Raw genomic sequence first — 26,868 nt, forward strand, 5'->3', positions numbered from 1 at the left:
AGCCGTTCCCGTCCAGACTACCGTCGCTCGATGATGATCGATTCGGATTCCTCGGCGTGTCATGGAAGAAAACCGCGTCGCAGGGACGATTCCGGCCATCGGCAAACCCTTTGCGCCCGCAAGGGTTGGGAAAAGGCTATAACCAAGCCCGATAGCGAAAAGCCCGTTTGGGCTTGAAACCACGCCCTTCAAGCGCATATTGTCACTACCAACAACCAAACAAACCACACTCAAGGAGACAACCTCATGGCTGAAGCCAACAAGAACTACCGTTTCGAAACCCTGCAGCTGCACGTCGGCCAGGAGCAGGCCGACCCGGCCACCGACTCCCGCGCCGTCCCGATCTACGCCACCACCTCCTACGTCTTCCACGATTTCGATCACGCCGAGGCCCGCTTCGGTCTCGCTGATCCCGGCAACATCTACGGTCGTCTGACCAACTCCACCCAGGGCGTGTTCGAGGACCGTATCGCCGCCCTCGAAGGTGGCACCGCCGGCATCGCGGTGGCCTCCGGCGCCGCGGCCGTCGAGTACGCGGTTCGCAACATCACCCAGTCCGGCGACCACATCGTCTCCTCCAAGAACATCTACGGCGGCACCTTCAACCTGCTCAAGCACACGCTGCCGCGCGACGGCATCACCACCACCTTCGTCGACCCGGAGGTTCCGCAGAACTTCGAGGATGCCATCCAGGAGAACACCAAGCTCGTCTACTTCGAGACCTTCGGCAACCCGAACGCCGACCTGCCGGACTTCGAGGCCATTTCCGAGATCGCCCACAAGCATCACCTGCCGGTGATTGTCGACAACACCTTCGCCACCCCGTACCTGTTCCGTCCGCTCGAGCACGGCGCCGATGTGGTCGTTGAGTCCGCCACCAAGTTCATCGGTGGCCACGGCACCACGCTGGGTGGTGTGGTCGTCGAAGGCGGCAAGTTCAACTGGGCCGAGGTGCCGGGCAAGTTCCCGACCCTGACCGAGCCGGATCCGTCCTACCACGGCCTGAACTTCTACGAGGCCCTGGGCGGTGCCGCATTCGTGACCCGCATTCGCGCCATCCTGCTGCGCGACACCGGCGCCACGCTCTCCCCGTTCGCCGCATTCCTGCTCCTGCAGGGCACCGAAACCCTGTCCCTGCGCGTTGAGCGTCACGTGCAGAACGCGCTGAAGGTTGTCGAGTACCTGCAGACCGTGCCGGAAGTCGAGTCCGTCTCCCACCCGAGCATCGAGGGCCGTCGCGACCACGAGCTGTACAAGAAGTACTTCCCGAACGGCGCCGGCTCCATCTTCACCTTCGACATCAAGGGCGGCAAGGACGCGGCACGTGTGTTCATCAACAACCTGCACCTGTTCAGCCTGCTGGCCAATGTCGCTGATGTGAAGAGCCTCGTCATTCACCCGGCCTCCACCACGCACTCCCAGGAGACGCTGGAGGAGCTTGAGGATCAGGGCATCCACCAGGGCACCATCCGCCTGTCGATCGGTACCGAGAACATCGAGGACATCCTCGACGATCTCAAGGCCGGCTTCGAGGCCGTCCGCGCCTCCGGCCTCGCCAAGTGACGCCGATCACGGGGAAGCTTACTCGCGTATAGGAAAATAACGGACGTACACCGCCGGGGGATGCGGTGCACGTCCGTTTTCCTATATTCGCCAGTATCGATATGGGCGCTCGCCAGATTCACCAATCATCGTGCGGTCCAAACCGCCTTGGCCCGACAGCCGTCAGTCGGTGCCGCAGACGCCATCCAGGAATTCCCGAACATAGATCAGCGCGGAACCGATCACATCCTGATCAGGCCTGCAGGCGCTTTTTCGAATCGTGAAATCATCGTCGGGGAAGGCGCTGATCCGATTCACCCTCATTCGCAGCTCGACGATGTCGTCGGTGGTGAGAAACTGTCCGGCCTGTCCGCCCACGATCACATCGCAGTTGAGCACCGTGCGCATGTTCTTGATCGCCTGGGCCAGATGATCGAGATACAGACTGAAAATACGACGATGCGCGTACTCGTCGTCGCGCACCTGATTGAAGAACTCGTCCAGGGTCTCGTCACGTTGGCTGATCAGCACGCGTGCCGAACAGTAGACGTCCGCGCATCCCCGCTGTCCGCAGTAGCATTCATCGCCGTCCGGTACCAGGGTCATGTGTTCGATCGTGCCGTTCTTCATCGTACCGCCCTGACGTAGCCTGCCGTCGATGATCACCGCACCGCCCATATACTGTTCAAGATAGATGCACAACGCATCATCGATCGACGGATCCAGCCAGAGCTCGGCCATGGCCGAGGCATCCGAATCGTGGATGAACGTGCACGGCACCGTGAGCTCCCGTTCGAATTCATCCAGACCCAGCCCGGTATTGCCCAGAATGTCACCGAATACGATGCTCCGGCCGTCGGGCGACACGATGCCCTGCATGCAGAACGCCACGCCGATCACATGATCGCCGTCCTCGCCAAGCGAGCCGATGAACTGGTCGATGAGCTGACAGATACGGTGATAGTAGGCGTGTGCGTGCCGGTAGGGAAGCCTTCCCGTGGCGCGTTTGATGCAGGTGCCACGCAGATCCACCGCGCACAGGATGATCTGCCGGGCCGTCATACGTACGCCGATGGCGATGGCCGCGCGATTATTGAACGTATAGATTTGCGGCTTACGTCCGCCGGTCGACTTGAAGAAGCCGCCGCGTCGGATCAGCCCGTCGGCCTCAAGATCGCGCAGGTTCTGCGTGATCGTGGGCAGACTCATGTTCAGGGCGCGCATGATGTCCTGCTTGGACGAGCCCTGGTTGCGGTAAATATGGTCAAGCACCTGATGACGGTTGTGCACCTTGACCTGCGCCGTTGTTGCAGTTGCCAATCGAAAGCCTTTCTTCCCGGTTCATTGTAATGGACGGACGATTCACGGACGAGTTCATCGACCAATGAAAAGATCATGGGTACGATGGCAGAGAACGTTCGACGGAATGGATGGTGCCATGGGACGACATACGGCGCAGGCGGTGCAGGCTCGACGTGGACGCGGCGACAATACGAACGCCACGAGTGCCTCACGGATCGCGACTTCACGACGGACCGCGGACCCGGAGGTACGGAACGGCGGCGAGGCAGTGGCCCGCGCCGTGGATCTGGTCAAGACCTACGGAGACAAGGACACGGCTGTAGTGGCGCTCGACCATGTGAGCGTGGAGTTCATGCGTGGTCAGATGACCGCCATCATGGGCCCGTCCGGCTCCGGCAAATCCACACTCATGCATTGCATGGCGGGACTGGACGTGCCGACATCCGGCAAGGTGTTCGTGGAAGGCCTTGAAGTATCGGCCATGGGACAACGGCAGCTGACGAAACTGCGCCGCGAGCAGATCGGCTTCATCTTCCAGTCGTTCAATCTGGTGCCCACGCTGAGCGCCGAGGAGAACATCCTGCTGCCGTTGCAGATCGCCGGCCGTCCCATCGACCGTGCGTGGTTCGACCATGTGGTGCATGTGGTGGGTCTGGAACAACGGCTCACGCACCGGCCCAGCCAGTTGTCCGGCGGCCAGCAGCAGCGTGTCGCCTGCGCCCGCGCACTTATGGCCCGTCCGTCCGTCATCTTCGCCGACGAGCCCACCGGCAACCTCGATTCGCGATCCAGCAGGGAGGTGCTGAGCTTCCTCAAACAGTCCGTGCATGACTACGGGCAGACCATCGTCATGGTGACGCATGACCCGCGCGCGGCCTCCTACGCCGATCGTGTGCTTGTCCTTGCCGATGGCCGCATCGTCAACGACATGAGCAATCCCTCCTACGAGCAGATCCTCGACGTGTTCGCCGCCGAAGGTGACACGGATGGCGCGGATGAACCGATTGCCAACAAGCCGATGGGGACGATGGAAGGCGGTGCCTCCGTATGATCCGGATCGGATTGCGCGACGCCCGCGCCCATTTCTCGCGATTCGTGATGTCGATCATCGCGATCGCGCTTGGCGTGTCGTTCGTGGTCGGATCGTTCTGTTTCCGTGAGCTGATGAACGACCAGGTCGACCAGATGATGGGATCGAACACCGACCATGATGTGTACGTGCGCGGCAGCGACGAGAAGAAGGACGACGATACGGACGCCTCGTCCTCGTCGATGAAGACCTACAACACCATCGACGACTCACTGGCGGATGACGTCAAAACCGTCAAGGGCGTCGGCACCGCGGAGGTCGTCTATTCCGTCAGTGGTTCCCTCGTACTGGTGAAGCAGGACGGCAATGCCGTGTCCACCATGGGATCGCCCACCATGGGCATCGGATTGGAGAAGGGCACCTGGCGGTCCGCCCACCTCACCGAGGGCCGATGGGCCGAAAACCGCAACGAGATGGCGTTGCACTCCTACGCCGCCGAAGCTGCGGGACTCAAGGTGGGGGACACCACCAAACTCGTCTACCCATCCGGGCCGGAGGACGTGAAGGTGGTCGGCATCTTCAACACCGACGTGTCACAGGCCGGCGCGATCATCATCGGACTCGCCCCCAGCGTGGCCAAGGACCTGTACCAGCAGCAGACCGGAGAGATCGGCCAGACCCAGTACATCGGGGTCTATGGAACCGGCAACAAGGGACAGCCGCTCAGCGCTGAACAGCAACAGGCACTCGCCGACCGCATCAACCAGGCCCTGCCCGCCGGCTCCAAGGCGCATGCGATCACGGGCGATCAGCTACGTGACGAATACTCGAAATCCATCAAGGACATGCTCGGCTTCATCCAGCCGCTGATCCTCATCTTCGCGGTGATCGCGCTGTTCGTCGGTTCGTTCATCATCGCCAACACGTTCTCCATGATCGTGCGTGAATCGATGCGGGGATACGCGCTGCTGCGATCCGTCGGAGCCTCGCCCATGCAGGTGTTCTCCACGGTGATCATCCAGGCGCTGCTGCTCGGTCTGGTCGGCTCGGCGGCAGGCATCGGTCTGGGCTGGGGCATGGTGCGACTTATCGTGTTCGGCATGGCGAAGATGGGAACACCGCTGAGCGGAACCGCCAGTCCGAGCGTATCCGACATGCTCGTCGGACTGGTGGTCGGCGTGGTCGTCACGTTCATCGGAGCGGCCCTTCCGGCCCGGCGCGCCGCCATGGCACCGCCCATCCAGGCGATGAACGAGACCGTCAATCCGGAGAAGCCGGTACGGGCGCGGGCGATCATCGGCGCGATCATGGTCGCTCTTGGCGTGGTGGCCTGGCTGTTCTGCTGGCGGATCGCCACGGTGGATGGCACCCCTACCCCGGTCGGTTTCCTTAACACGATCGCCGATCGGTATGGTACCGGCTGGCCGCTGGGCGTTGGCGCCGGACTTATCGTCATCGGCGTGATCGTATTGGCCCCGGCGCTGGTTCGCCCGGCTGGTCTCGTGCTGGGATTCCTGCCGTCGCTCGTGTTCCGGGTGACCGGTTGTCTTGCCGTACGTAACCTGTCCCGGCAGAAACGACGCACGGCGAACACCGCCGCGGCACTGTTCGTGGGCGTGGCGATCGTCAGCTGTCTGGCCGTGGTGGCCGCATCCGCCAAGGCGTCGGTCGCAGGCATCGTCGACACGGGACTCAAATCCGACTTCGCGGTGTCGTCCGCGGCCAACGGGCAGATCCCCGACGCCGCGGTCGATGCCGTCAAGAAGGTCGACGGCGTGAAATCGGTATCCACCAGCCGCATGCTGATGAACGTCAAGTACGATGGCAAGCGCATCAACGGTACCTCGTTCGCCGAACAGCCGTCGCTGTTCACCGACGTGTTCGCCCCGGTCGTCGTATCCGGAGACGCGAACAAGGCGCTGCATGACGGCGAGCTTGTGGTGGGCGAGACCATCGCCAAGGATCGCGACTGGCACGTCGGCGATACGGTGACCATGACCGGCGAACGTGTCAGCGTGGACGAGGAGGCCACCGCCAAGGCGCAGGCAGACTGGCAGGCCCAGACGCAGGCGAAGGTCGACGCGCTGCAGCAGGAGGCGAAGAAACTGGCGATGGCCGGCGATTCCGCGGGAGCCCAGACCAAGGCCGCCGAAGCGCAGCAGGCCGTCGCGGACGCGCAGAACGTGGACCCGTCCACGCTGGTCCGTACGAAAACCGAGACCACCACGGCCACGGTGAAGGTCGGTGCGGTCATTTCGAACGCCGTCTATCGCACGATGGTGCTGATGAACGACGAGACCGCCGAAAAGCTCGCCGACCAGCAGACCATGTTCACGATCCAGCTGTTCATCGCCGCGAAGGACGGCACGGATATCGAAGCGTTGCGGGGACGTCTGGTCAAGGCGGTCAAACCGTATTACGTGCTGTCGGTGCTTGACCGGGAGGACTACAAGTCCACCATGAGCTCGATGGTGGATCAGATCCTCGTCATTCTGTACGCGTTGCTCGCACTGTCGATCGTGATCGCGATCTTCGGCATCGTGAACACCCTGGCGCTGTCGGTGTCGGAACGCACCAAGGAGATCGGTCTGCTGCGGGCGATCGGCACGTCGCGGGGTCAGGTGCGTGGCATGCTGGCCATCGAGGCGGCGATCATATCGGTGTTCGGTACGTTGCTCGGACTGGTTACGGGTGTGGGTGCCGGCGTGGTGATCCGTGCCGTGTACAGCAGCAAGGGATTGGAGACGCTCAGTGTTCCCTGGGATCAGCTTGGGGCGTTCCTTGCGCTGTCGATTCTGGTCGGTTTGCTGGCCAGCGTGCAGCCGGCCGGTCGCGCGCTGCGAAAACCGGTACTCGACGCCGTCGCGTCGGAGTAGGGGAGAGCCGATGGGATCGGATACTGGACTGCACTGCAGAATAACGCCGGCATGATCTTGGTGATCGCATGATCTTGGCGATCGTATGGAAGGAAGATGAATCATGACATATGCATTCAGGCCGCATGTTCCCGAGTTGACCATGGCTTCGGGGCCGTGCTCGATCTATCCACAGGTGCTGTCCGCCATGGGCACGCGGATGGTGCACCATCGCACCGATGATTTCGTGGCACTCATGCGGTCGGTGAGTGATGATCTGTCCATGCTGTTCCGCACCGTCGGACGGGTGCTGCCGGTGGAAGGGGAGTCGATTCTCGGACTGGAGATGGCCGCCTACAATCTGGTCGAACCCGGGGACGTGTGCATCAATCTGGCATCGGGATATTACGGTGCCGGGTACGCGAAGGTGTTGCGCGGTTACGGCGGCACGGTGGTGGATGTCGCCGTGCCCTACGACACCAGTGTGTCGATCGAACAGGTGCGTGCGGCGCTGGACGCCCATCCGGAGGCGAAGGTGCTGGCGTTCGTGCATTCCGAGACTCCGTCGGCATCGGAGAATCCGATGGAGGAGATCTGTCGCGAATGCCATAGCCGCGGCGTGCTGACCATCGTCGACTCGGTCTCCGGCGTCGGTGGCTCCGACGTACGCTTCGATGAATGGGGCGTTGACGTTTGCGTCACCGGACCGCAGAAATGTCTGGGCTCCACGCCTGGCATGTCGCTGGTGGCAGTGAGTGACCGAGCCTGGGAGCGTGCCTGTCGGGTGATCGCCGAAACGGGCAGATACGATCGCTCCTACCTGTGCCTGCTGCCGTGGCGGTCATGGGTGGAATGCGACTACGTGCCGTATACGCCGCCGATCTCCAGCATCTACGGGCTGAAGGCCGCACTTGACATCGTGGCGGACGAGGGGCTCGACAATGTGATCGCCCGGCACGAGACCGCGGCCCGCGCCACGCGTGCCGGTATCCGGGCCATGGGACTCGACCTATGGGTGGATGACGAGTCGCATATGGCCAATTCGGTGACCGCCGTGCGTGTGCCGGACGGTATCGACGACACGATGTTGCGCGGTCTCATGGACGAACGGTACGGTCTGCACATCTCCGGTGGTCTGGGCGAGGAGGCAGGTAAGCTGATCCGCATCGGTCACATGGGGTATACGGCCAGCCGGCAGAAAGTGCTCACCGCGTTGTCGGTTCTGGGCTCGGCGCTGATGGAATTGGGATATCCCGTGGACATGACCGGCGGGCTGCAGGCCGCGTCGGCGGCATGACGTTGTCTTCGCCATGGTGGTTGTCTTCGCTATGTTGATAGACTCGGCGTGCATTAATTCCAGAACGCATATTCGGGCCGGAGGGCGGCCCGCAGGATGGTTTCGCAGTGAAGAAACAACAGAACACCATGTTGTCGACCAATACCAGTGACGTGCCGGAGGGGAAGATTCCGGCGCAGACCTCCCGCACATCGGAGAATGAGAAGATCCCGCCCAAGCTCATCGGCGCGATCATCGCCGTAGGATCGCTGGCGTTCATCGGCATCCTCACCGAAACGGTCATGACCGTACTGTTCCCCGAACTCATGCGGGAACTCAACGTCGGCACATCGACCGTGCAGTGGATCACCACCGTATATCTGCTCGTGGTGTCCGCCACCATGCCGATCTCCTCATACCTCAAGCGCAAGTTCCCACTCAAGGGCATTTTCGTGGCCGCCGTGATCCTCGCGATCACCGGTTCGGTCATCATGATCTTCGGCCATTCGTTCCCCGTGCTCATCCTTGCCCGCGTCATTCAGGGCATCGGCTCGGGCGTGGCCACGCCGCTGATGATCAACATCATCCTCGAGCAGTCGCCGCGGTCCAAGATCGGCAGGCTGATGGGCGTCGGCTCGCTGGTCATCACCGTGGCGCCCGCCATCGGACCGACCGTGGGCGGCGCCGTGTCGAGCGTGCTGCCGTGGCGTGCGATCTTCGTGATCGTGATTCCGGTGATGGTCATCGCACTGATCATCGGACTGTGCTGCATTGAGCAGAAGGAGCCCACACAGGAGGCGCATCTCAATCCGCTGCAGTTCCTGGCGGTCGTGCTCGGATTGTGCGGACTGGTCATGGCGCTCAATCAGGCGGGTGTGGCCGCCGGTGCCGCCGTTTCCGGACAGTCGTACACCCATGCACTGGCGTTCGCGGTGGCCAGCCTGATCGTGGGCGTACTGTCCCTGCTGTTCTTCGGCTATTCGTCGAAGCGTTCGTTCTCGCCGCTGATCCGACTGGGAATCCTGCGCGATCCGGTGGTGCTGCTGCATCTGCTCGCGTACACGATCCTGCCGATCGTGGGCATCGGATTCGGCTACGTGATCACCAACCTTGCCCAGTTGTCGCTGGGCACGAACGCGTTCCTCGCCGGTGCACTGGTACTGCCCGGCGCGCTGATCGGCGCGTTCTTCGCCCCGGTTGGCGGCATGCTCTATGACCGGTTCGGTCCCACCCGCCCCATCCTCACCGCATTCGCAGTGGCGATCGTCGGCCCGGTGCTGCTGCTCGTGTTCTCCATGCGGCTGACGCCGGAACTGCTCGCCGGATTCTATTTCATCTTCGGTCTGAGCTATGCGCTGGGTTTCTCGAACATCATGACCAGTGCGTTGTCGCAGATCCCTCATCAGTTCGCCCCCGACGGCAATGCGATCTTCAACACGATGCTCCAGTTCGGCGGTGCCGCGGGAACGGCCCTGTTCTCCACGATCCTGACCATCGCCCAGGCCGGTTCCGGCGACGAGGGCACGCCCGGGTTCGCGCATGCCACGGCCGTGGGTGGCGCGTGGACCTTCGCCACGATGATCGTGATCTGCGTGATCGCCTACGTGGCCTTGGTCTGCGCGTTCCTCATCCGCGCCAAGCGCGTGGAAGCGGTCGGCTGATTCAGCGTTCGCGAATACGGTGATCAGCCATATGGCTGATGCCGATGCTAGCCACTACGGCGGTTATCGTCCTCAGGGATGATGACCGCCGTTGTGGTTTTTCGCCCCTGCGCACGATAGGGTGCGCAGCACATTCCCCGTACCGTTGCAGATATCAGCAAACGATCGGCGAACGTTAGGCCGTTCGTCAGGATGCAATGACAGCAACACGACACGAAGGGATACGACCATGGGACGGCATATGCGGACTCAAGATGAAACGGCAATGGCCAGCGCATCGAGGTACGGTGGCGAAGCGGACAACAGCCGCTCATCGGTGGCGATCGAGGCAATCGGCCTGACCAAGGACTATGGCGAGGGCGACACCGTGGTGCATGCGCTGCGCGGGGTGGACGTCTGCTTCGAGCAAGGCAGATTCACGGCGATCATGGGACCGTCAGGTTCCGGCAAATCCACGCTCATGCACACGCTTGCCGGCCTCGACTCCGCCACCAGCGGACATATCCTGCTCGGCGGCGAGGATCTGACCGCCATGAACGACCGGCAGCTGACACTGCTGCGCCGCAAGCGCATCGGATTCATCTTCCAAAGCTTCAATCTGCTTCCCATGTTCACCGCCGAGCAGAACATCCTCATGCCACTCACCCTCGCCGGGGCCAAACCCGACCGGGGCTGGATGCGCACGCTCGTTCGCACGCTTGGACTCGAGCAGCGACTCAACCATCGCCCGAACGAACTGTCCGGCGGCCAGCAGCAGCGTGTGGCCATCGCCCGCGCACTGATCACACGCCCCAGTGTCGTGTTCGCCGACGAGCCCACCGGCAACCTCGATTCCGTATCCAGCGCTGAAGTGCTCGACTTCCTCAAACGATCCGTACGCGAACTCAAGCAGACCATCATCATGGTCACGCATGACGCCGTCGCCGCGTCATACGCCGACCGGGCCATCGTGTTCGCCGACGGTCGCATCGTGGCCGACGAACCGAACCCCACAGCCGACCGCATGAACGAACTGCTGATGGAGGAACGGCAGCGCGCCACCGCCTTGGCCATGACCTACTGACGGCCGACGACCACGCGCACCACATAACAGAGGAAACGAGAGACCATCATGCTGTCCATCACCATACAACTCATGAAACGCAGCGCGAAGATGCTGATTCCCGCCGGCATCGCCATCCTCATCGGCACGCTGTTCATCTCCAGCACGTTCCTGTTCGGCAACACGCTCGACTATTCGATACGCCGACAGATCACCGCCGATTTCGGCGGCGCCAACTACGTGGTCAATGCCGGAGCCGCCGACGACATCACCACCTCCCGATCCGTCGACGACTTCAGGCTCGACGACATCCGAGCCATCACGGGCGTTGACGGTGTGCGGGTCTCCACCGCTCTGCCGTTGCAGATCAGCAATGCCGACGGCAAGCATTCCACCACCACCATGGTTCCCACGGCCGATAACGCCAGTGCGATGATGCCGATGACGATGGCCGAAGGACATTGGCCAAGCGCCAACGGAGAAATCGCGATTCCCGCCGACGTGGCCAAACGACTCGGCGTACGTGTGGGCGACACGGTGCGCGTCGACAACTCCACCATGTTCGGTTCCGCCGACATGGGTGATATGACATCCACCCTTGACGAAACGGTTGTGGGACTCACCCGTGACGACAACGGTGCCTACGCCGGCAACGGTGGCGCAAGCGCCATGGCCGGCGACGATTTCGCCGTCATGAACGCGGTCCAGGATTTCGGCAAGGTACCCGCCTATGCGGTGTATCTGCTCATCAACGCGCCGCAGGGGTCCACCAACGCCACGATCATCGACCAGATCAAGAAGACCGTGCCGCACGCCTTCGCCGTACTTGACATCAACGAGTACGGGGACAAGCAGATGGAGTCGATGAGCAGCAGCGGCACCAACATCATCACCACGTTCATGCTTGCCTTCGGCGTGCTCGCCATGGTCGTCGCGGCCTTGGTGATCGGTAACACGTTCCAGGTGCTCGTCGCTCAGCGCCGCCGTACGTTGGCATTGCTGCGCACCATCGGAGCGCAGAAGGGCCAGCTGTATCGGTCGGTGATCCTCGAGGCGGCGCTTCTGGGCTTCATCGCCTCCGCGCTCGGTGTGGCAGCGGCGTTCGGACTCATCGGCATCATGCATGCCGCAGGCGCCAACTATCAGGGACTCGTGTTCTCCGTGATCCCCAGTCCGGAGGCGTTCTGGGTGCCGATCGCCTTCGGCATGGTCGTGACTATGATCGCCACCATCGGGTCCGCACGATCCGCCACCCGGGTCACTCCGCTTGAGGCATTGCGTCCTGTGGAACTTGTCGAAGGCAAGCGTTCCGGACTGTTCCGTACGGTATCCGGCATCCTTTTGGTGATTCTGGGACTGGCATTGACTGGTGTGGCGTTCTGGCAGAATCACGTGGCGGTCAACGGCGGCCGTATGCTGATCAATGCCTCATCGGCACCGCTGCTCATGGCGATGGGCGGTGTGGCGCTGATCTTCCTCGGACTCCTGTTCTCCGCCATCCGCTGGCTGCCATGGGTGCTTTCCGGCATCGGCGCGCTGGTCTCGCACATCGGTCCGTCCGCTGTCATCGCGGCCGCGAATATCCGCAAGAACCCGCGACGCGTGGCCGCCACCGGATCCGCATTGCTCATTGGCGTCACCCTCGTCTCCTGCATCGGCACGGGCGCGGCCAGCGCCAAGGCCACCATGGCCGATGCGCTCGACTCGCGCTACGGGGTGGACATCACCATCACCGGTGCCGATCTCAACGCCGACCTTGCCACAACAATCGCCGGAACCAAGGGCGTCAAGGCGGCCGAGGCGGTACAGACGTCCATGGCGCAATGGAATGATGGCCACGGCCACGACGTCACCGTGCAAGTCGTCGGCATCAGCGAGGCGCAGCGCAATGCCGTACTCAATATCAGCGCAGGCATGCATGCCATCGATTCCCGCAGCATCGAAATGATGAATACGATGGGCGACAGTAAGAACCCGATCGCAGACGGCTCCGATGTCACCATACGATTCGGCAAGCCCGAGGGCGACGCATTCACCGCAGTCGGGGAGAAGACCCTGACCGCGCACAAGTCCGATTTCCGAATCTCCGACGACTACGTCGGCACCGCACTCGTCGATTCGACCGTGCTCGCCGATGCCACCGGCGGCGATACGGTCACGCAGATCTGGGTGAAATCCGACGGCACCACAAGCGCGACCGGCCTGTTCACCAACGTGAAGGATGCCGTAAGCTCGGAAAACGGCGTGAACGTGACCGGTTCCATCGCCGAGCGCGCGCAATGGGAGCAGATGGTCGACATGCTCATGATGGTGTTGGTGGCGCTGCTCGCCGTGGCCGTGTTCATCGCACTGGTGGGCGTGGCCAACACGCTCTCCCTGTCGGTGATCGAACGCACCCGTGAATCGGCCACATTGCGGGCCATCGGCATGACCCGCGGTCAGCTTCGCGGCTCGCTGGCGGTAGAGGCGCTGCTGATCTCCCTGGGGTCCGGTGTGGTCGGCGTCATACTCGGTACGGTGTTCGGCTGGGTGGGAGCCACCGTCGTATTCTCCGATTTCGGTGCCGTGCAGTATCCCGTCGAATGGGAGACCGTCGTTGCGGTACTGATCGTGTCCGCCGTGGCCGCGCTCATCGCCAGCATCGTTCCCGCGCGACGAGCCGTCCGCACGCCGCCGGTCGCCGCGCTCGCCGAAGCCTGACCGGACGACGAACAGATGAAACCGTCACCGAACTGTTCCCGAACATCTACGCGATGGTGAGCTTCCGTTCAGGTTCGCCATTCATACTCGGAGACAACGGTTAAGAGAAGAACCGAAACACCAAAGTGGTGCCCGCACGACGCATCTACGGATGCGAAACGGCGGGCATCGTCAATTGTGTCACTGTTGTGCCTCGTATGCGTCGCATGACCGCAATGATCACACCAGGTGGTTTTCATAGGCGAACACCACGGCCTGAACACGGTCACGGGCGTTGATCTTCGCAAGAATATGCGCCACATGCGTCTTGACGGTGGGCAGACTGACAAACAGCTTGTCGGCGATCTCCTGATTGCTCAATCCATGCGCGATCTCGATCAGCACCTCGCGTTCACGATCCGTCAGCAGATCAAGCTCCGGATCGGTGTACACCGCGGCCTGAACGGGGAAGGGATGCTGCGCGGCGGCATTCCCCGCCTGACTCATCTTCTCGATCAGACGTTTGGTGGCCGAAGGCGCGATGATCGCATTGCCCTGATACACCGTACGGATCGAACTGAGCAGCGACTCGGGCTCGGCATCCTTGAGCAGAAATCCCGACGCCCCGGCGTTGATCGCCGCCATCACATACTCATCCAGATCAAACGTCGTGAGAATGATCACGCGGGTCAGCGGCGCGTTTGCCCCGCCACAGTGCTCGGTGATCAGGCGAGTGGCCTCGATGCCATCCATACCGGGCATACGCACGTCCATCAGCACCACATCGGGATGCAGTCGACGCACCAGCTCCACGGCCTGTGCCCCATCGCCGGCCTGTCCGACCACATCAAGATCCTTCTGCGAGCCGATCACCATGGCGAATCCGGCTCGGACCAACTCCTGATCATCGGCGATCACCACACGAATGGGGGATGAGGGCTCCGCGTCCGCGGATTCGATGGCCCCGGTCATATTCACGTCAGTCACGGACACTCCTTCTTCGTTCACTGCTTCAACTCTAGCTGCTCGTCAAGTGAAACCGCCGGAACCAGACGCATCTGGTCCTTCCGGGGCGTCTCATCGCTGAACCCGGTCTCACGCAGCACGCCCAGCAGCTGCCGCATGCGCTTCAGTGCGGCACGCCCCTCCGTGGCAATGCCTTCGAATGCGGCGGCGATCGAATCGGCGTCCGCGTTGCCCGAATCGATCGTCCGCAATCCCGCATCGGTCTTGCCGATCACCCCCAGCAGCGTGTCGGTCACATCGGTCTGGATGTTCGCGCTGATCCGATCGCGCTCCATATTCGCAGCCAGGATCTTCTGCTTGCGTTCCTCGGCACGCAGCGCCTCCTCGCGAGCCTGCAACACCAGCAAGTTCGATCCGCGCGAGCGCGACCACATGCCTGCGGCCATGGCACCCATCAGGGTGATGAACGTGGCGACCGTGTATATGGCCACCGCCCACAACACCGACGGCAGGGACATCGTCGACGGTTCGATGAACCCAGCCGGCCATTCTCCTGCCAGCATCGTGATAGCCCGGAAGATCGTGTTTATCCCGTACGCCACCGACACCATCACCTTGACCGCGAACAGCACCGAACCGATGCCGATCGTCGGAATCACCCAACGTCTGGCCGTCCGAGGCCCGTACAACGTCACCGAATACACGGAATACACCGACACCAGCCCCGCCACGGTGATCCATGGCAAGAACAGGAGCTGCAGTATGGTCAACACCGCGAATACGGCTGCACTCGCCTGCGGGAACCGTCGACGCCAGATCAACGGCACTGTCACGATGATATTCGACCACGACCAGCCCAGCAGAGCTGGGGAACCGTAATAGACCGCGATGCTCCCGTCCGTAGACGAGGAGGCCTCATTGGTCGGCGCGCCGAACAGCACGAGAATCAGCACCACATACAGGGTGTCCATGATCAGATAATGACGCTCCGTCCACTGGGAGAGCCGCTCGATCACATTGAGTCGGGAGCGCTCCGGTGAGTCCGGCAACGCCCCCAATTGCTTCACTGAACGTATGAACGAGCGATGATGCTCGAGCAGCGCCTGCTTCAAGCCGCTGGCGATCCCGGTGGAATCGTCGTTCTGATTCGATTGGCCCGTTACCGACGTCGACACGGGTTCCGTTGTGGGAGCGGGACTCGACGAAACAGGTTCCTGTCCATCAGTCGGCGTGGGCACGGCCCCGACCGCCGACTGCACCGACGATGTTGACTGCGTTATCGGCATCGACTGCGCCGACGATGCCGGCACCCCCGATCGGTCTCCGCCAGGGAAGGGGATGAACGTGGTCACCTCGAAGCCGCCGCCAAGACGCGGTCCGGCAGAGCACGAGCCACCCAATGAGTCGAGCCGCTCCCTCATGCCGATCAGACCATAGCCCGGTTTGTGCCCATCATCGGCGGACGTAAGCCCCCGGCCATCATCAGACACGCGGATCATCAATCCATCCTCGGACCAGCGTTCCTCCACGGACACGTGCACATTCGTTCCCGCATATTTGCGGACATTGGTCAGCGCCTCCTGCACCACGCGATATGCGGTGCTCGCGGCCAGCGTACTCAGCCTGTCCGGATTCGGAGTGCCAAGAACCGTATGGGTGATGCGCACGTCCGTCGACGCCGCGTCCGCCTGCCGCACCAGACCGGCGATATCGGCATAGCCTGGTGCGTGGGCGAACGAATTCGTGTCGGTTCCGTCGTCTCCTCCGATGGGGGAAATGGATGAAATGGGGGAGACAACGTCACCGGTGTGCGCTCCGAAAATGCCGAGCAGTCGTTTCATATCGCCCAATGCACGCACGCTCTCATGCCGGATCGTCTCCATGGTGGATCGTGCGAGCACGGGATCGTTCGCCCCGGCGAACCGACCGCCGTCCGCCTGCACGATGATGATCGACAGCGTATGGGCCACCACGTCATGCATGTCCCGCGCAATGCGGGCACGCTCGGCGAGCGCGGCGATATGCGCCTCCTCCTCGCGCCTCGACTCCAACGCGGCATTACGCTCCTGCATCATGCGCACCGTCTGCGTCTTCGCCCGCTGCCAGTAGCCCATCACGATCACCGCGGCGAGCGGTGCCGCGATCATCATCAACGTCAGCAGAAAATCCGTCCGAAGCGTCTGATTGCAGAAGTCGAGATCCATCACTCCCGACGCCACACAGTCATAGAACCCGATCTCATGCCGTTCGCTCACCGGTATCGTCAATGGTCCGAAATCCTGCACACCGGCGTTGACGCCCGCCGCAACCAGAGTCATCCCCGCCGCGATGACGATGAACGCTCGGATTGCGTCGCGTTCGCCATACACGATCACCGTGTAGACGTGAATGAGCGCGAAGCAGTTGCTGAACACCAAGGCAGGCCCGAACACCAGCTGTATCAGGCAGAGCAGTACGAACGCGATGGCACTGGCCCGGGGCAGCCGCCGTCGGAACGCCAACGGCAGACAGTACATCCATGTCCAGAACTGCAACACTGCATTGTTATCCGCGTAATGGAAGAGCAGTCCATCCTGTAACGAGCCGTAGCCCGTGATGGCTGTGCACAGCGATGTCAGTACCAGTGCGAGCAGCGTGTCGGGAATGAGTACAAGATTGCCCCGACCCGTCGTCATGATGCGACGGATCGTTCCCCTGCCTTTGAAAATCTCCATTGGTTTCACAATAGTCCCGTGATTTCCCGACGGCCATCATGCCAGAGGACGACGGCCGATACATGGGTGTGCGAGTATGGGCATGGACGGAACAGGCAAGGACAGGCAAGGAGATGCGTGATGACGTTGCTGGCCAAATATCATGTACCGGGACTGGTGGTGGAGGATCATGCCATCGAAGTACCCCTCGACTGGCATGGACGGGATCCGATGGATGTCGTCCGATCCGGATTCGACGAGACGGATGATGGCGGCGAAACGATCGGCTTGTTCTACCGGGTGCTGTGCGCTCCGGAGCATGTGCATGATGATCTTCCGTTGCTGGTCTTTCTGCAGGGAGGCCCCGGCGGGCAGTGCCCGCGGCCGCTCGGGCCGGACGATGACGGATGGATCGCCGAGGCGATACGGCACTTCCGTGTGATCCTGCCGGATCAGCGTGGCACCGGACGCTCCTCACGTGTGGAGCCCAGGTCGATCGATGGGATGAGCGCACGTCAGGCGGCCGACTATCTCAAACGATTCCTTGCGGATTCCATCGTCCGTGATTTCGAATATCTTCGGCTCACCGAGTTCCGCGGACAGCGTTGGGTGAGTTTGGGACAGAGCTATGGCGGATTCCTGACACTCACGTATCTGTCGCTGTTTCCGCGCGCGTTGGCGGCCTCGTTCACCACGGGCGGCATTCCGCATGTGCCTGCCAGTGCCGACGAGGTGTATGCGCATACGTTCCCGCGTATGATGCGCAAGACGCGACAGTATTACGAACGGTATCCGCAGGATCGTGCGCGTGTGGCCGCAGTGGCGGATCTGCTTGCCGGGGGAGAGGTGCGGTTGCCGAATGGCGATCCGTTCTCCGTACGTCGATTGCAGATGCTCGGCTCGGATTTCGGTATGAAACCTAGTTTCGAGCGGTTGCATTGGCTGATCGATCAGGCGTTCGTGGATGGTGCCTTCGGGGTCGGAGAATCCTCCGGCGAGATCCGTGAATCGGCGAATCTGTCGTCGGGATTCGCGTTGGAGGTTCTGGCGCGCACCGCGTCGTACGGTCGGCCGCTCTACTGGCCGTTGCAGGAGTTCATCTACGCCGACGGCGAGCTGGAGAAGCCCATCCGGTGGGCGGCGTGGTCCGAATTGCAGCGGCATCCCGAATTCGCCGTGGATGCACGTCCGCTCATGTTCACCGGCGAGGCGGCATTGCCGTGGATGTTCGAGGAGGACAGTGCATTGGTGCCGTTCCGTCCGGCGGTGGATGTGCTGATGCAGGACACGCATTTCGGTCGCATCTATGATGCTGACCAACTGGCTCGCAACGAGGTGCCGTTGCAGGCCGCCGTCTACTTCGACGACATGTACGTGGATTCCGGCATGCAGTTGGATACGCTCTCGCGCATCGGCAATGCGCACGCCTGGGTGACGAACGAGTTCGAGCACGATGGCGTGCATCATGGCACGACCGTGTTCCGTCACCTGTATGAGGAGGCGCTGTATCGCGGGGATCTGGACTCGCTGCTGTAGCAACGGGGATCGGAGGGCGGGTTTGCTGACGGAAAACGGCTGGTGCGAAGCACGATGCTTCACACCAGCCGTCTGGTTTTCTCACATCGTCGGCCGAAGCCGAACGTCTATATGGCGAGACCGTGGGATACGGTCATCGTCGCGAGAACATGATCACTTGGTGATGATGACGTCCTCGGGCTTGATGTCGTCGGTGAACGACGGGGCGAGCTCGGTCTGGTAGGCCTGCTCAAAGAATCCGTCGTCGGTGAGGGTCTTGATCTCCGAGTTGACCCACTTGAGCAGGTCGGCGTTGCCCTTCTTCACGGCCGGGGCGATGGTGGATTCCTCGCCGAGGGTCTTGACGCCCACGGTGTATCCCGGGTTCTCCTTGGCCCACGCGTACAGATAGGTGTTGTCGTCGGCCAGAGCGTCGACACGGCCGTCCTTGAACGCCTGGAACTGCTGGGTCTTGGAATCGTACTTCTGCAGGGTCACGTCAGGGTAGTTCTGGGTGAAGTACGTTTCGGCGGTGGTGCCCTTGGTCACGGCCAGGGTCTTGCCCTTGAGCTGGTCGGCGTCGGTGATCTTGGCGGAATCGGGGGAGACCACGCCGATCGACACCTTCATGTACGGGCTGGCGAAGTCGACGACCTGCTTGCGCTCATCGGTCACGGTGAAGTTGGCGAGCACCAGATCTACCTTGTCGGACTTCAGGGCGTCCACTCGGCCATCGGCGTTGACCTGCACCCAGTCGACCTTCACGCCCAGATCCTCGGCCAGCTTGTTGCCCAGAGCCACGTCGTAGCCGGCACGGGCGCCGTCGTTCTTCACGTAGCCGTACGGCGGCAGATCGCCGAAAGTGGCGATGCGGATCTTGCCTGCCTTCTTGATCTGCTCAACGGTCTGACCCTGCTGGCTGGAGGCCGAGGAGTCGCTGCTGCCGGAGCTGGACGAACCGCATGCGGCGAGCGAGATCAGCGCGGCACCGGCCACCAGACCGGCGATGATCTTCTTGAGTTTCTTCATGATTCCTCCCTTGTGGATTCCTCTCATTTGCCAATATGCAAAAAATGGTGTCGGATGATCGATGACTTGCGTCGATCATTGCAATGTCAGGCTTCCTCGTCATCCGTGATCGGCGACATGCTGTCCAGGAAGCTGCGGGCGCGATCGGTCGCCGGATGCGTGAAGAAGTCCTCACCGGACTGGCGTTCCAGAATCACGCCGTTCTCCAGGAACAGCACAGTGTCGGCCACGCGGCGGGCGAACTCCATCTCGTGCGTCACCACGATCATGGTCATGTGCTCCTTGGCCAGTCGCAGCATGAGCTCGAGCACCTCGCGCACCATCTCCGGATCGAGCGAGGCGGTCACCTCGTCGAACAGCATGAGCTCGGGGTTCATGGTCAGTGCGCGCACGATGGCGATGCGCTGCTTCTGTCCGCCGGACAGCTCACGAGGATAGGCGTTGCGATATTCGCTCAGCTGCACGTCCGCCAGAAGGCGGTCCATCTGCGGTTCCACCTCGGATTTGTCGCGCTTCTGCACCTTGGTGGGGCCGAGCAGGATGTTCTGCGCCACGGTAAGGTTGGGGAACAGGTCGTAGCTCTGGAACACCATGCCGATCTCGGTGCGCAGTTTGCGCCATTCCTTTTCGGTGCCGCTTACCGGCCTGCCCTTGAACTCGATCGTGCCTCCCTGAATAGTCTCCAGACCGTTGAGGCATCGGATGAGCGTGGACTTGCCGGAGCCGGAGGGGCCCAGCAGCACGAATACCTTGCCGCGCGGCACGTCGAAGCTGATGTCCTTGAGCACCTCGTGATCGCCGTAGGCCTTGCGCAGATGCTTGACCGACAGCAGCGGGGTCTCGGTGGCGGCGTTGCTGTTCGCCGCGGTTGCGGGATTCTCGTTTTCAGCCATTGTTACGCTCCTTGGCGCGCTTCTTCAGGGCCTGGGCAATACGAGCCAGAGGCCAGCACACGATGAAATACAGTAGGAACACGAATCCGTACACCCAGAACGCGGAGTCGGGGTGGCTCATGCGATTCGCCTCCATGATCTGCTGTCCGACAGTGATCACGTCGATCACGCTGATCAGCAGCAGCAGGGACGTAGTCATGATCACGCGGGCCGCCAGATTGATGGTCGCCGGAATCATGAGGTTGACCGACTGGGGAAGACGGACGTACCACAGCAGCTGCAGTCCGTTCATGCCCAGCGCCTTGCCGGCGTCCACCTGATGCTTGGGTACGGAGATCAGGGCGCCGCGCACGACGTCGCTGATCTCGGCCGCCACCCACAGGCCGAACGCCACCACGGCGATGGTCTCACCGTCCACCTGCACGCCCATCTCGCGGGGTAGGATGTAGTAGAAGAGGAACAGGATCACCAGTGTGGGGATGATGCGGAAGAACTCCAGATAGAGGCGCAGAACCGCGCGCAGAATCGGATTGTGCATGATGCGCAACGCGCCAAGCACGACTCCCAGCGGGATGCCGAAGATCAGTGCAAGTCCCGCCACGCTGACCGACGTCCACAATCCGCCGAGCAGACGGGTGAAGTTGTCTCCCGTGAAGATGACCGTCCAGCCGGGTTGCGCCGCAAGGACGAGGGCCTGATCAATCGCCGAAGGTGCCACGACGGACCCTCCTTTCCAGAAGCGTGAGGATGATGGACATCGGGATGAGGATGATCGCATAGGCGATCACCAGCACGAGCAGGTACTCGTCGGTGCGGTAGTACATGCCGATCAGGTCTCGTGCCGTATTGGTCAGTTCGGGCACGGCGATCACCGTGAACACTGAGGTCTCCTTGACCAGGAAGATCGCGTTGGCGGCCATTGCGGGCACGCTGCGCACCAGTCCCTGGGGGAGGATGACATGCCGGATCATCTGCAACGGCGACAGGCCGAGCGCTTTGGCCGACTCGATCTGGATCTTCGGAATGCCGCCGAATCCGCCGCGGAATGCGCCGGACATGTAGGCGGCTCCAAGCAGGGACGAGCCGAGGATTGCGCAGGTCTCCGCGCTCAGCTTGAGGCCGATGGACGGTAGACCGTAGTAAAGGAAGAACAGCTGGATGAGCAGCGGGGTGTTGCGTAGCAGCTCTTCGAACGTTGCGCAGATCTGCGAGACCACGGGGATGCGGCTATCGCGGGCGATCGCCACCACAAGCCCGAGCAGGGTGGCGAGAATCACGGCGATGGCGGATAGTCTCAGCGTGAGGATGAACGCCTTTTCGAACAGGGGCAGGCTTTGCTGGATGACTTCCCAGCTCATTGCGTGCCTCCTCTCTTATATGGCGTATATGGAATCGACAATGGTGTCATGGTTTTCTCTTGGAAACGTCTGTGAATACAATACGGGGTTTTCGCCGTCCCACCGGACGCCCATAGGCTCGCCCAATGGGTTTTCGAGGGGTGAAACAAGGGGGACGACGGGTGGAGAGATCGTGAAGACCGATGGTTGTCGTTGATCTCAATACGCCGGCATTCGTTGCAAGCAGTGGCGTTTCGACGTGCGGAACATGTCTCGACGAGACGTCCGTGGCATGGAGGCCCCTCCAGTCGTTATGAATGATGGTTATGGCGTGCTATCAGCAAATCAATAATAGCTATAACCAAACTTTGGTGTGTCGCAATTGTCTGAACCGAATCGGTTGGGATATTGAGCCGACGGTCATCCGGGTGGCTGGAAAGTCGCGTCGCCGAATGCCGACCATCGGTGTTCTCCGGGCTTCTGCGATATGTCGCCGATGTCTGCATTCGCCTTAGACTGGAAGTCATGTCTCTTACTATTGGAATCGTCGGACTGCCCAACGTCGGCAAGTCCACCATGTTCAACGCGCTGACCCGCAACAACGTGCTGGCCGAGAACTACCCGTTCGCCACCATCGAGCCGAACACGGGCGTCGTGCCGCTGCCGGACAAGCGCCTCCCCGTGCTTGCCAAGCTGGTGAACACCGAGAAGATCGTCCCCGCCACCGTCACGTTCGTCGACATCGCCGGCATCGTCAAGGGCGCGTCCGAGGGCGAAGGCCTTGGCAACAAGTTCCTCGCCAACATCCGTGAGGCCGACGCGATCTGCGAGGTCGTGCGCGCCTTCGAGGACGACGACATCGTGCACGTCAACGGCAAGGTCGATCCCGCCGACGACATCGACACCATCAACACCGAGCTGATCCTCGCCGATCTGCAGACCATCGAGAATGCGCTGCCCAAGCTGGAGAAGGATCTGCGCGGCAAGAAGATCGAGCCCGAGTACTTCGAGGCAGTCAAGCAGGCCAAGATCATCCTCGAATCCGGCGAAACCCTTGACAAGGCCGCCCGTGAGGGTCGCTTCGACAAAGACAGCGTCTACGATCTGCATCTGATGACCGCCAAGCCGTTCATCTACGTGTTCAATGTGGATGACGACGAGCTGCAGAACAAGGACCTGCAGTCCAGACTCGCCGCGTCCGTGGCACCCGCCCCGGCAGTGTTCCTCAACGCCCAGTTCGAAGCCGACCTCACCGAGCTCGACGAGGCCGACGCGCGTGAGATGCTGCAGGACGCCGGCCTTGAGGAGTCCGGTCTGGACCAGCTGGCCCGCGTGGGCTTCGACATCCTCGGCCTGCAGACCTTCCTCACCGCCGGCGTCAAGGAGGTGCGCGCCTGGCAGATCCACAAGGGCTTCACCGCCCCGCAGGCCGCCGGCGTGATCCACACCGACTTCGAAAAGGGCTTCATCAAGGCCGACATCGTCTCCTACGACGACTTCGTGGCCGCGAACGGCTCCATGGCCGAGATCAAGGAACAGGGCAAGCTCCGTCAGGAAGGCCGCGACTACGTGATGCAGGACGGCGACATCGTCGAATTCAAGTTCAACGTGTCCAAGTGATCGCCGGGTAGGGTTAAAGGCCTTGGAATCCATTGACGGTTCCAAGGCCTTTTCCGCTCATATGGGGTTATGGTCGTTGGCGATTGTAATGTCGATCGGTATGCGTTCGTAACTACGTTATCCGGTGATGCCCTGCGCGTGGTTATGCGCGGTCATTGCCTTGGAGAATATACTTGAGACAGAAGCCGCGCTCATATGGAATGATGGATCGGAGGGACTGGAATGCCGGAGTTGAGTCGGTTCTTTGGCATCATCATTCGCATGATGTATCAGGACGAGAGTGAGCATCATAAGCCGCATGTCCATGTGTACTACGGTGATTTCAAAGCCTCTGTCGGTATTGACGGCGAACTGTTGGCAGGATCGTTGCCGGCGAAACAATACAAGCTGGTGGCCGCGTGGCTTGTGCTGCACGAGGACGAGCTGTACAAGGCATGGAATGAGGCCGTATCCGGGCGTCCGTTCGACCGCATTAAGCCGCTTTCGTAGAGAAAGGAAACCGACGTGTTCGAGATGAATGGCATCCTGTATGCGGATGAACCCTCTCGGGAACTGGAAGTCCGCTCAGCCCGTATCACTGATGATCACATCATGCTGGTGACGTTCTCCACAGGCGAGACACGGTTATGCGATTTCACTGAAATGTTTGACGATGTCCCCGCGTTCGCCCCATTGCATGATGAGAAGATATTCGAGGATTTCCGCATCGACCATGGCGTTCTGACGTGGCAGGACGGCGACATCGACATCTCGCCCACGTATCTGTACAACCATTCATACAAATACGCCATTCGAGGTGAACTGGTCTCGCTTTGATGCCATATGACGGCATTGTCGAGTGCAAGTTCAACGTCTCCAAGTGAGTAGCCTCTCGTAAGAACGGCGGAATCCAGTGTTCCAGTTTGAGAAGACTGTGGATTCCGCCGTTTTGCCGGGATATATCAGCCTGCAACGAACAAGGTCACAGAATATGGCAGCTGTCGATTGCAAGCGCTGTCATTCGGCGTTATCCTATGCTGGTCACAGTTCGCACACTCATGTTGAGAGAGCAGCGAGAGAACAGGAAGACCAGTGAAAAAGAGCCTCTTAGCCATTGCCGCCGGAGCGTTCGTGCTCGGTGCCGCCGAATTCGTGATGATGGGCATCCTGCCCGAGGCGGCAGCCGCCACGCACGTTTCCATTCCGACCGCCGGACACTTCATCTCCGCATATGCGATCGGCGTGTGCGTGGGCGTCACCATGCTTGTCTTCGGCAGGAAGACCAGTCCGAAGCATCTGGTGATCCTGTTCATGATCCTCGCACTGATCGGCAACGCGATGAGCGCCGTCGCGCCGAACGCCACGGTGCTCGTCATCGCCCGATTCATCGCCGGACTGCCGCACGGCGCGTTCTTCGGCACGGGAACCGTCATCGCCAGGGCGCTCGCCGACAAGGGCAAGGAAGGCAAGGCCGTGTCCGTGATGGTCACAGGCCAGACCATCGCCAACATGTTCGGTGTTCCCGCCGGCACGCTGCTGGCCGAATACGTGGACTGGCGCCTCGCCTTCGTGATCCTGGCCATTGGTGCCGGACTCACCATCGTATTGACGTTGGCATGGATGCCGCTCATCGCCGCAGTACCGGACGCCGGTCTGGCCGGACAGTTCCGCTTCCTTTCCAAGCCCGGTCCGTGGCTGGTGCTGGGTGCCGTGTTTGTAGGCAATTCCGGCGTGTTCTGCTGGTGGAGCTACGTGTCCCCGTGGCTGCAGAAGACCGGAGGATACGATTCGCGGTTTGTGCCGCTGCTCATGATGCTCGCCGGATTCGGCATGGTGGTCGGCGGTCTTGCCGGCGGACATTTCGCCGACCGGTGGCTTCGCGCGGTGACCGCCGCGGTGGGCCAGTCGATCTCCGCAGCCGGTCTGCTCATGGTGTTCCTTGTCCCGGGCAATCTCGTGACATGCGCGCTGCTCACCTTCTGCATCGCCTTCGGCCTGTTCTTCATCAACGGTCCGCAGATGCTGCTCATGGCCGAGGCGGGCAAGGGCGGCGGCGAGCTGATCGGCGGAGCCGCGGTACAGATCGCCTTCAACGGAGGCAATGCCGTCGGCTCACTGGTCGGTGGCATGGCGCTGAACGCCGCCGGTATGAACTACCACATCACCGGTCTTGCCGGATTGCCGTTCACCTTGGGCGCGGTGCTGTTGCTCGGCATATTCGCCATGCGCTTCGAACGCAGAAAGCCCGTGGAGCTGAAAGCCGTCAACTAAGCGTTTCCCGGCCGCCGGTTTGCGTTCGCACGGACGGCCCGTGGCAGACTGCGGCCAGCTCCCGAATATCCGCCGGCGTAGTACGGCAACAGCCACCGAGGATCGACGCCCCGGCATCAATCCACCGCGGTGCAAGTTGGGCAAGGCTCAGACCACTGGGATTCGGCGTCCACGTCTTGGTGCCGGGATGATAGATGTCGCCGTTGTTCGGATAGACAATGATCGGCTTGCTCGTGGCGGAGCGAATGCATCCGATCGCATCGCCAACCAATTCCAGCGGCACGCAGTTGACGCCGATCGCGCTGATGCCGGGAACACGGTCAAGCGCGGCGGTGGCCTCATCAAGCGCTGTGCCGTCACACAAATGTCCCGCATCCCGCAGACTGAACGACATCCACGCTTCCATGTCGGAGAATTCGTCGTTTAGCAATCCGACCAGGGCCTGTACCTCCGCCATGTTCGGCATGGTTTCGAAGGCAAAGAGATCTACGCCGGCGTCGGCGAGAACACGCATGCGCTCGCGGTGGAAGTCACGGTATTCCGCATCGGTGAGTGAATACCCGCCCGTATATTCACTGCCGTCCGCAAGAAACGCCCCGTACGGGCCCACGCTTCCGGCGACAAGCAACGGTCGGGAGCGGCGATCATCGGACGTGTTCTCCATGGCTGGCGCAGGAACGGACGAGCGATAGTCATCTCGTGCCGCAACCGCCTCGTCCACCGCGACGGTGATCAGTCGTCGTGCCTCATCGTCAGTCAGACCGATCCGTTCAAACCCGGGAATATTCGCCTGATAGGTATTCGTGATGGCGATGTTCGCCCCGGCCTCGAAATAGCTCCGGTGCACGTCATGCACCGCCTGCGGGTCACGGATCAACGCCATCGCCGACCACAGTGCGTTCGCCGTATCGACCCCACGCTTCTCCAGTTCGGTGGCCATGGCCCCGTCCACGAGCAAAGGAGATTGCGCGGCCAATGCCGTGCCAAGTATGCCGTTCATGATTCCGTCCCGTGCCTTCTTGTGATGGGATATTGTGGTTGCCCTCCACAGTAGCGGCGGATGGCCCGTATTCCGGTATTGCGCTGTATTATGCCATGTCTGCCGGTTCGGCAGATCGTTTACCATGGTGTGCGACGAAGCGAGACGTGGGCGACGTGTCGCCGCGAAGGATGGAGGT

General features: G+C 61.6%; 20 protein-coding genes. 12 read left to right on the forward strand and 8 right to left on the reverse strand.

All coding sequences use genetic code 11. From position 1 onward, the window contains the following. The first annotated feature begins 246 nt into the window (after window positions 1–246). Window positions 247–1,563, forward strand: a complete 1,317-nt coding sequence (locus BTIS_RS05945; protein WP_094663584.1) for an O-acetylhomoserine aminocarboxypropyltransferase/cysteine synthase family protein — start codon at window positions 247–249, stop codon at window positions 1,561–1,563. 162 nt (window positions 1,564–1,725) lie between these two features. Here the strand turns inward: BTIS_RS05945 and BTIS_RS05950 are convergent, their stop codons facing one another. Further along, the gene (locus tag BTIS_RS05950) at window positions 1,726–2,862 is read right to left on the reverse strand and encodes an ROK family transcriptional regulator (RefSeq protein ID WP_245819332.1); all 1,137 of its coding nucleotides are present in this window, start codon (window positions 2,860–2,862) and stop codon (window positions 1,726–1,728) included. Between the two features lie 118 nt (window positions 2,863–2,980). Between BTIS_RS05950 and BTIS_RS05955 the strand changes: the two genes are divergently transcribed. The 6 genes from BTIS_RS05955 to BTIS_RS05980 all read left to right on the forward strand — a co-directional run bounded on the left by BTIS_RS05955 (window position 2,981) and on the right by BTIS_RS05980 (window position 13,408). Continuing rightward, the gene (locus BTIS_RS05955) at window positions 2,981–3,895 is read left to right on the forward strand and encodes an ABC transporter ATP-binding protein (RefSeq protein WP_094663586.1); all 915 of its coding nucleotides are present in this window, start codon (window positions 2,981–2,983) and stop codon (window positions 3,893–3,895) included. Continuing rightward, window positions 3,892–6,750 carry an ABC transporter permease gene (locus tag BTIS_RS05960; RefSeq protein ID WP_094663588.1) on the forward strand — a complete coding sequence of 953 codons (2,859 nt, stop codon included), beginning with the start codon at window positions 3,892–3,894 and terminating at the stop codon, window positions 6,748–6,750. Before BTIS_RS05955 ends, BTIS_RS05960 begins: the two co-directional genes overlap by 4 nt. Before the next feature lie 103 nt (window positions 6,751–6,853). After that, window positions 6,854–8,026, forward strand: coding sequence for a pyridoxal-phosphate-dependent aminotransferase family protein (locus BTIS_RS05965; RefSeq protein ID WP_094663590.1), 1,173 nt, complete (start codon window positions 6,854–6,856; stop codon window positions 8,024–8,026). Window positions 8,027–8,154: 128 nt separating this feature from the next. Further along, a complete protein-coding gene (locus BTIS_RS05970; RefSeq protein ID WP_094663760.1) occupies window positions 8,155–9,666 on the forward strand; it encodes an MDR family MFS transporter in 1,512 nt (503 codons plus the stop codon). A 265-nt stretch (window positions 9,667–9,931) separates the two neighbouring features. Beyond that, the gene (locus BTIS_RS05975; protein ID WP_094663592.1) at window positions 9,932–10,729 is read left to right on the forward strand and encodes an ABC transporter ATP-binding protein; all 798 of its coding nucleotides are present in this window, start codon (window positions 9,932–9,934) and stop codon (window positions 10,727–10,729) included. Between the two features lie 48 nt (window positions 10,730–10,777). After that, on the forward strand, window positions 10,778–13,408 hold the full coding sequence (locus BTIS_RS05980; protein ID WP_094663594.1) for an ABC transporter permease: 2,631 nt from the start codon (window positions 10,778–10,780) through the stop codon (window positions 13,406–13,408). Between the two features lie 219 nt (window positions 13,409–13,627). Here the strand turns inward: BTIS_RS05980 and BTIS_RS05985 are convergent, their stop codons facing one another. Next, window positions 13,628–14,359, reverse strand: a complete 732-nt coding sequence (locus tag BTIS_RS05985) for a response regulator (RefSeq protein ID WP_094663762.1) — start codon at window positions 14,357–14,359, stop codon at window positions 13,628–13,630. Window positions 14,360–14,391: 32 nt separating this feature from the next. Further along, window positions 14,392–17,028: a sensor histidine kinase gene (locus BTIS_RS05990; RefSeq protein WP_158216853.1), complete on the reverse strand. Its 2,637-nt coding sequence runs from the start codon at window positions 17,026–17,028 to the stop codon at window positions 14,392–14,394. A gap of 159 nt (window positions 17,029–17,187) precedes the next feature. Here BTIS_RS05990 and BTIS_RS05995 point away from each other — a divergent pair, with 159 nt between their 5' ends. Beyond that, a complete protein-coding gene (locus tag BTIS_RS05995) occupies window positions 17,188–18,582 on the forward strand; it encodes an alpha/beta fold hydrolase (RefSeq protein ID WP_094663598.1) in 1,395 nt (464 codons plus the stop codon). A gap of 153 nt (window positions 18,583–18,735) precedes the next feature. On the opposite strand, the gene BTIS_RS06000 is transcribed toward BTIS_RS05995, so the two are convergent. The 4 genes from BTIS_RS06000 to BTIS_RS06015 form a co-directional block, all read right to left on the reverse strand. Beyond that, window positions 18,736–19,590, reverse strand: a complete 855-nt coding sequence (locus tag BTIS_RS06000) for a transporter substrate-binding domain-containing protein (protein WP_094663600.1) — start codon at window positions 19,588–19,590, stop codon at window positions 18,736–18,738. An 86-nt stretch (window positions 19,591–19,676) separates the two neighbouring features. Continuing rightward, window positions 19,677–20,483, reverse strand: a complete 807-nt coding sequence (locus tag BTIS_RS06005; RefSeq protein ID WP_094663602.1) for an amino acid ABC transporter ATP-binding protein — start codon at window positions 20,481–20,483, stop codon at window positions 19,677–19,679. Further along, a complete protein-coding gene (locus tag BTIS_RS06010; protein ID WP_245819333.1) occupies window positions 20,476–21,201 on the reverse strand; it encodes an amino acid ABC transporter permease in 726 nt (241 codons plus the stop codon). Before BTIS_RS06010 ends, BTIS_RS06005 begins: the two co-directional genes overlap by 8 nt. Beyond that, window positions 21,182–21,841, reverse strand: a complete 660-nt coding sequence (locus tag BTIS_RS06015; RefSeq protein WP_094663606.1) for an amino acid ABC transporter permease — start codon at window positions 21,839–21,841, stop codon at window positions 21,182–21,184. The genes BTIS_RS06010 and BTIS_RS06015 overlap by 20 nt, the downstream gene beginning before the upstream one ends. A gap of 504 nt (window positions 21,842–22,345) precedes the next feature. On the opposite strand from BTIS_RS06015, the gene ychF reads away from it, so the two are divergent. The 4 genes from ychF to BTIS_RS06035 all read left to right on the forward strand — a co-directional run bounded on the left by ychF (window position 22,346) and on the right by BTIS_RS06035 (window position 25,690). Then, window positions 22,346–23,440, forward strand: coding sequence for a redox-regulated ATPase YchF (gene ychF / locus BTIS_RS06020; RefSeq protein ID WP_094663608.1), 1,095 nt, complete (start codon window positions 22,346–22,348; stop codon window positions 23,438–23,440). A 222-nt stretch (window positions 23,441–23,662) separates the two neighbouring features. Then, the gene (locus tag BTIS_RS06025) at window positions 23,663–23,929 is read left to right on the forward strand and encodes a DUF4160 domain-containing protein (RefSeq protein WP_094663610.1); all 267 of its coding nucleotides are present in this window, start codon (window positions 23,663–23,665) and stop codon (window positions 23,927–23,929) included. Window positions 23,930–23,953: 24 nt separating this feature from the next. Then, entirely contained in the window at window positions 23,954–24,256 is a 303-nt protein-coding gene (locus tag BTIS_RS06030) for a DUF2442 domain-containing protein (protein ID WP_211279433.1), read from the forward strand. Window positions 24,257–24,511: 255 nt separating this feature from the next. After that, entirely contained in the window at window positions 24,512–25,690 is a 1,179-nt protein-coding gene (locus tag BTIS_RS06035; protein WP_094663614.1) for an MFS transporter, read from the forward strand. On the opposite strand, the gene mmuM is transcribed toward BTIS_RS06035, so the two are convergent. Further along, the gene (gene mmuM / locus BTIS_RS06040; RefSeq protein WP_094663616.1) at window positions 25,683–26,690 is read right to left on the reverse strand and encodes a homocysteine S-methyltransferase; all 1,008 of its coding nucleotides are present in this window, start codon (window positions 26,688–26,690) and stop codon (window positions 25,683–25,685) included. The two genes, BTIS_RS06035 and mmuM, sit on opposite strands and share 8 nt — an antisense overlap. Between the last annotated feature and the right edge of the window lie 178 nt (window positions 26,691–26,868).

This window comes from Bifidobacterium tissieri (assembly GCF_002259645.1).
Classification (GTDB): Bacteria; Actinomycetota; Actinomycetes; order Actinomycetales; family Bifidobacteriaceae; genus Galliscardovia; species Galliscardovia tissieri.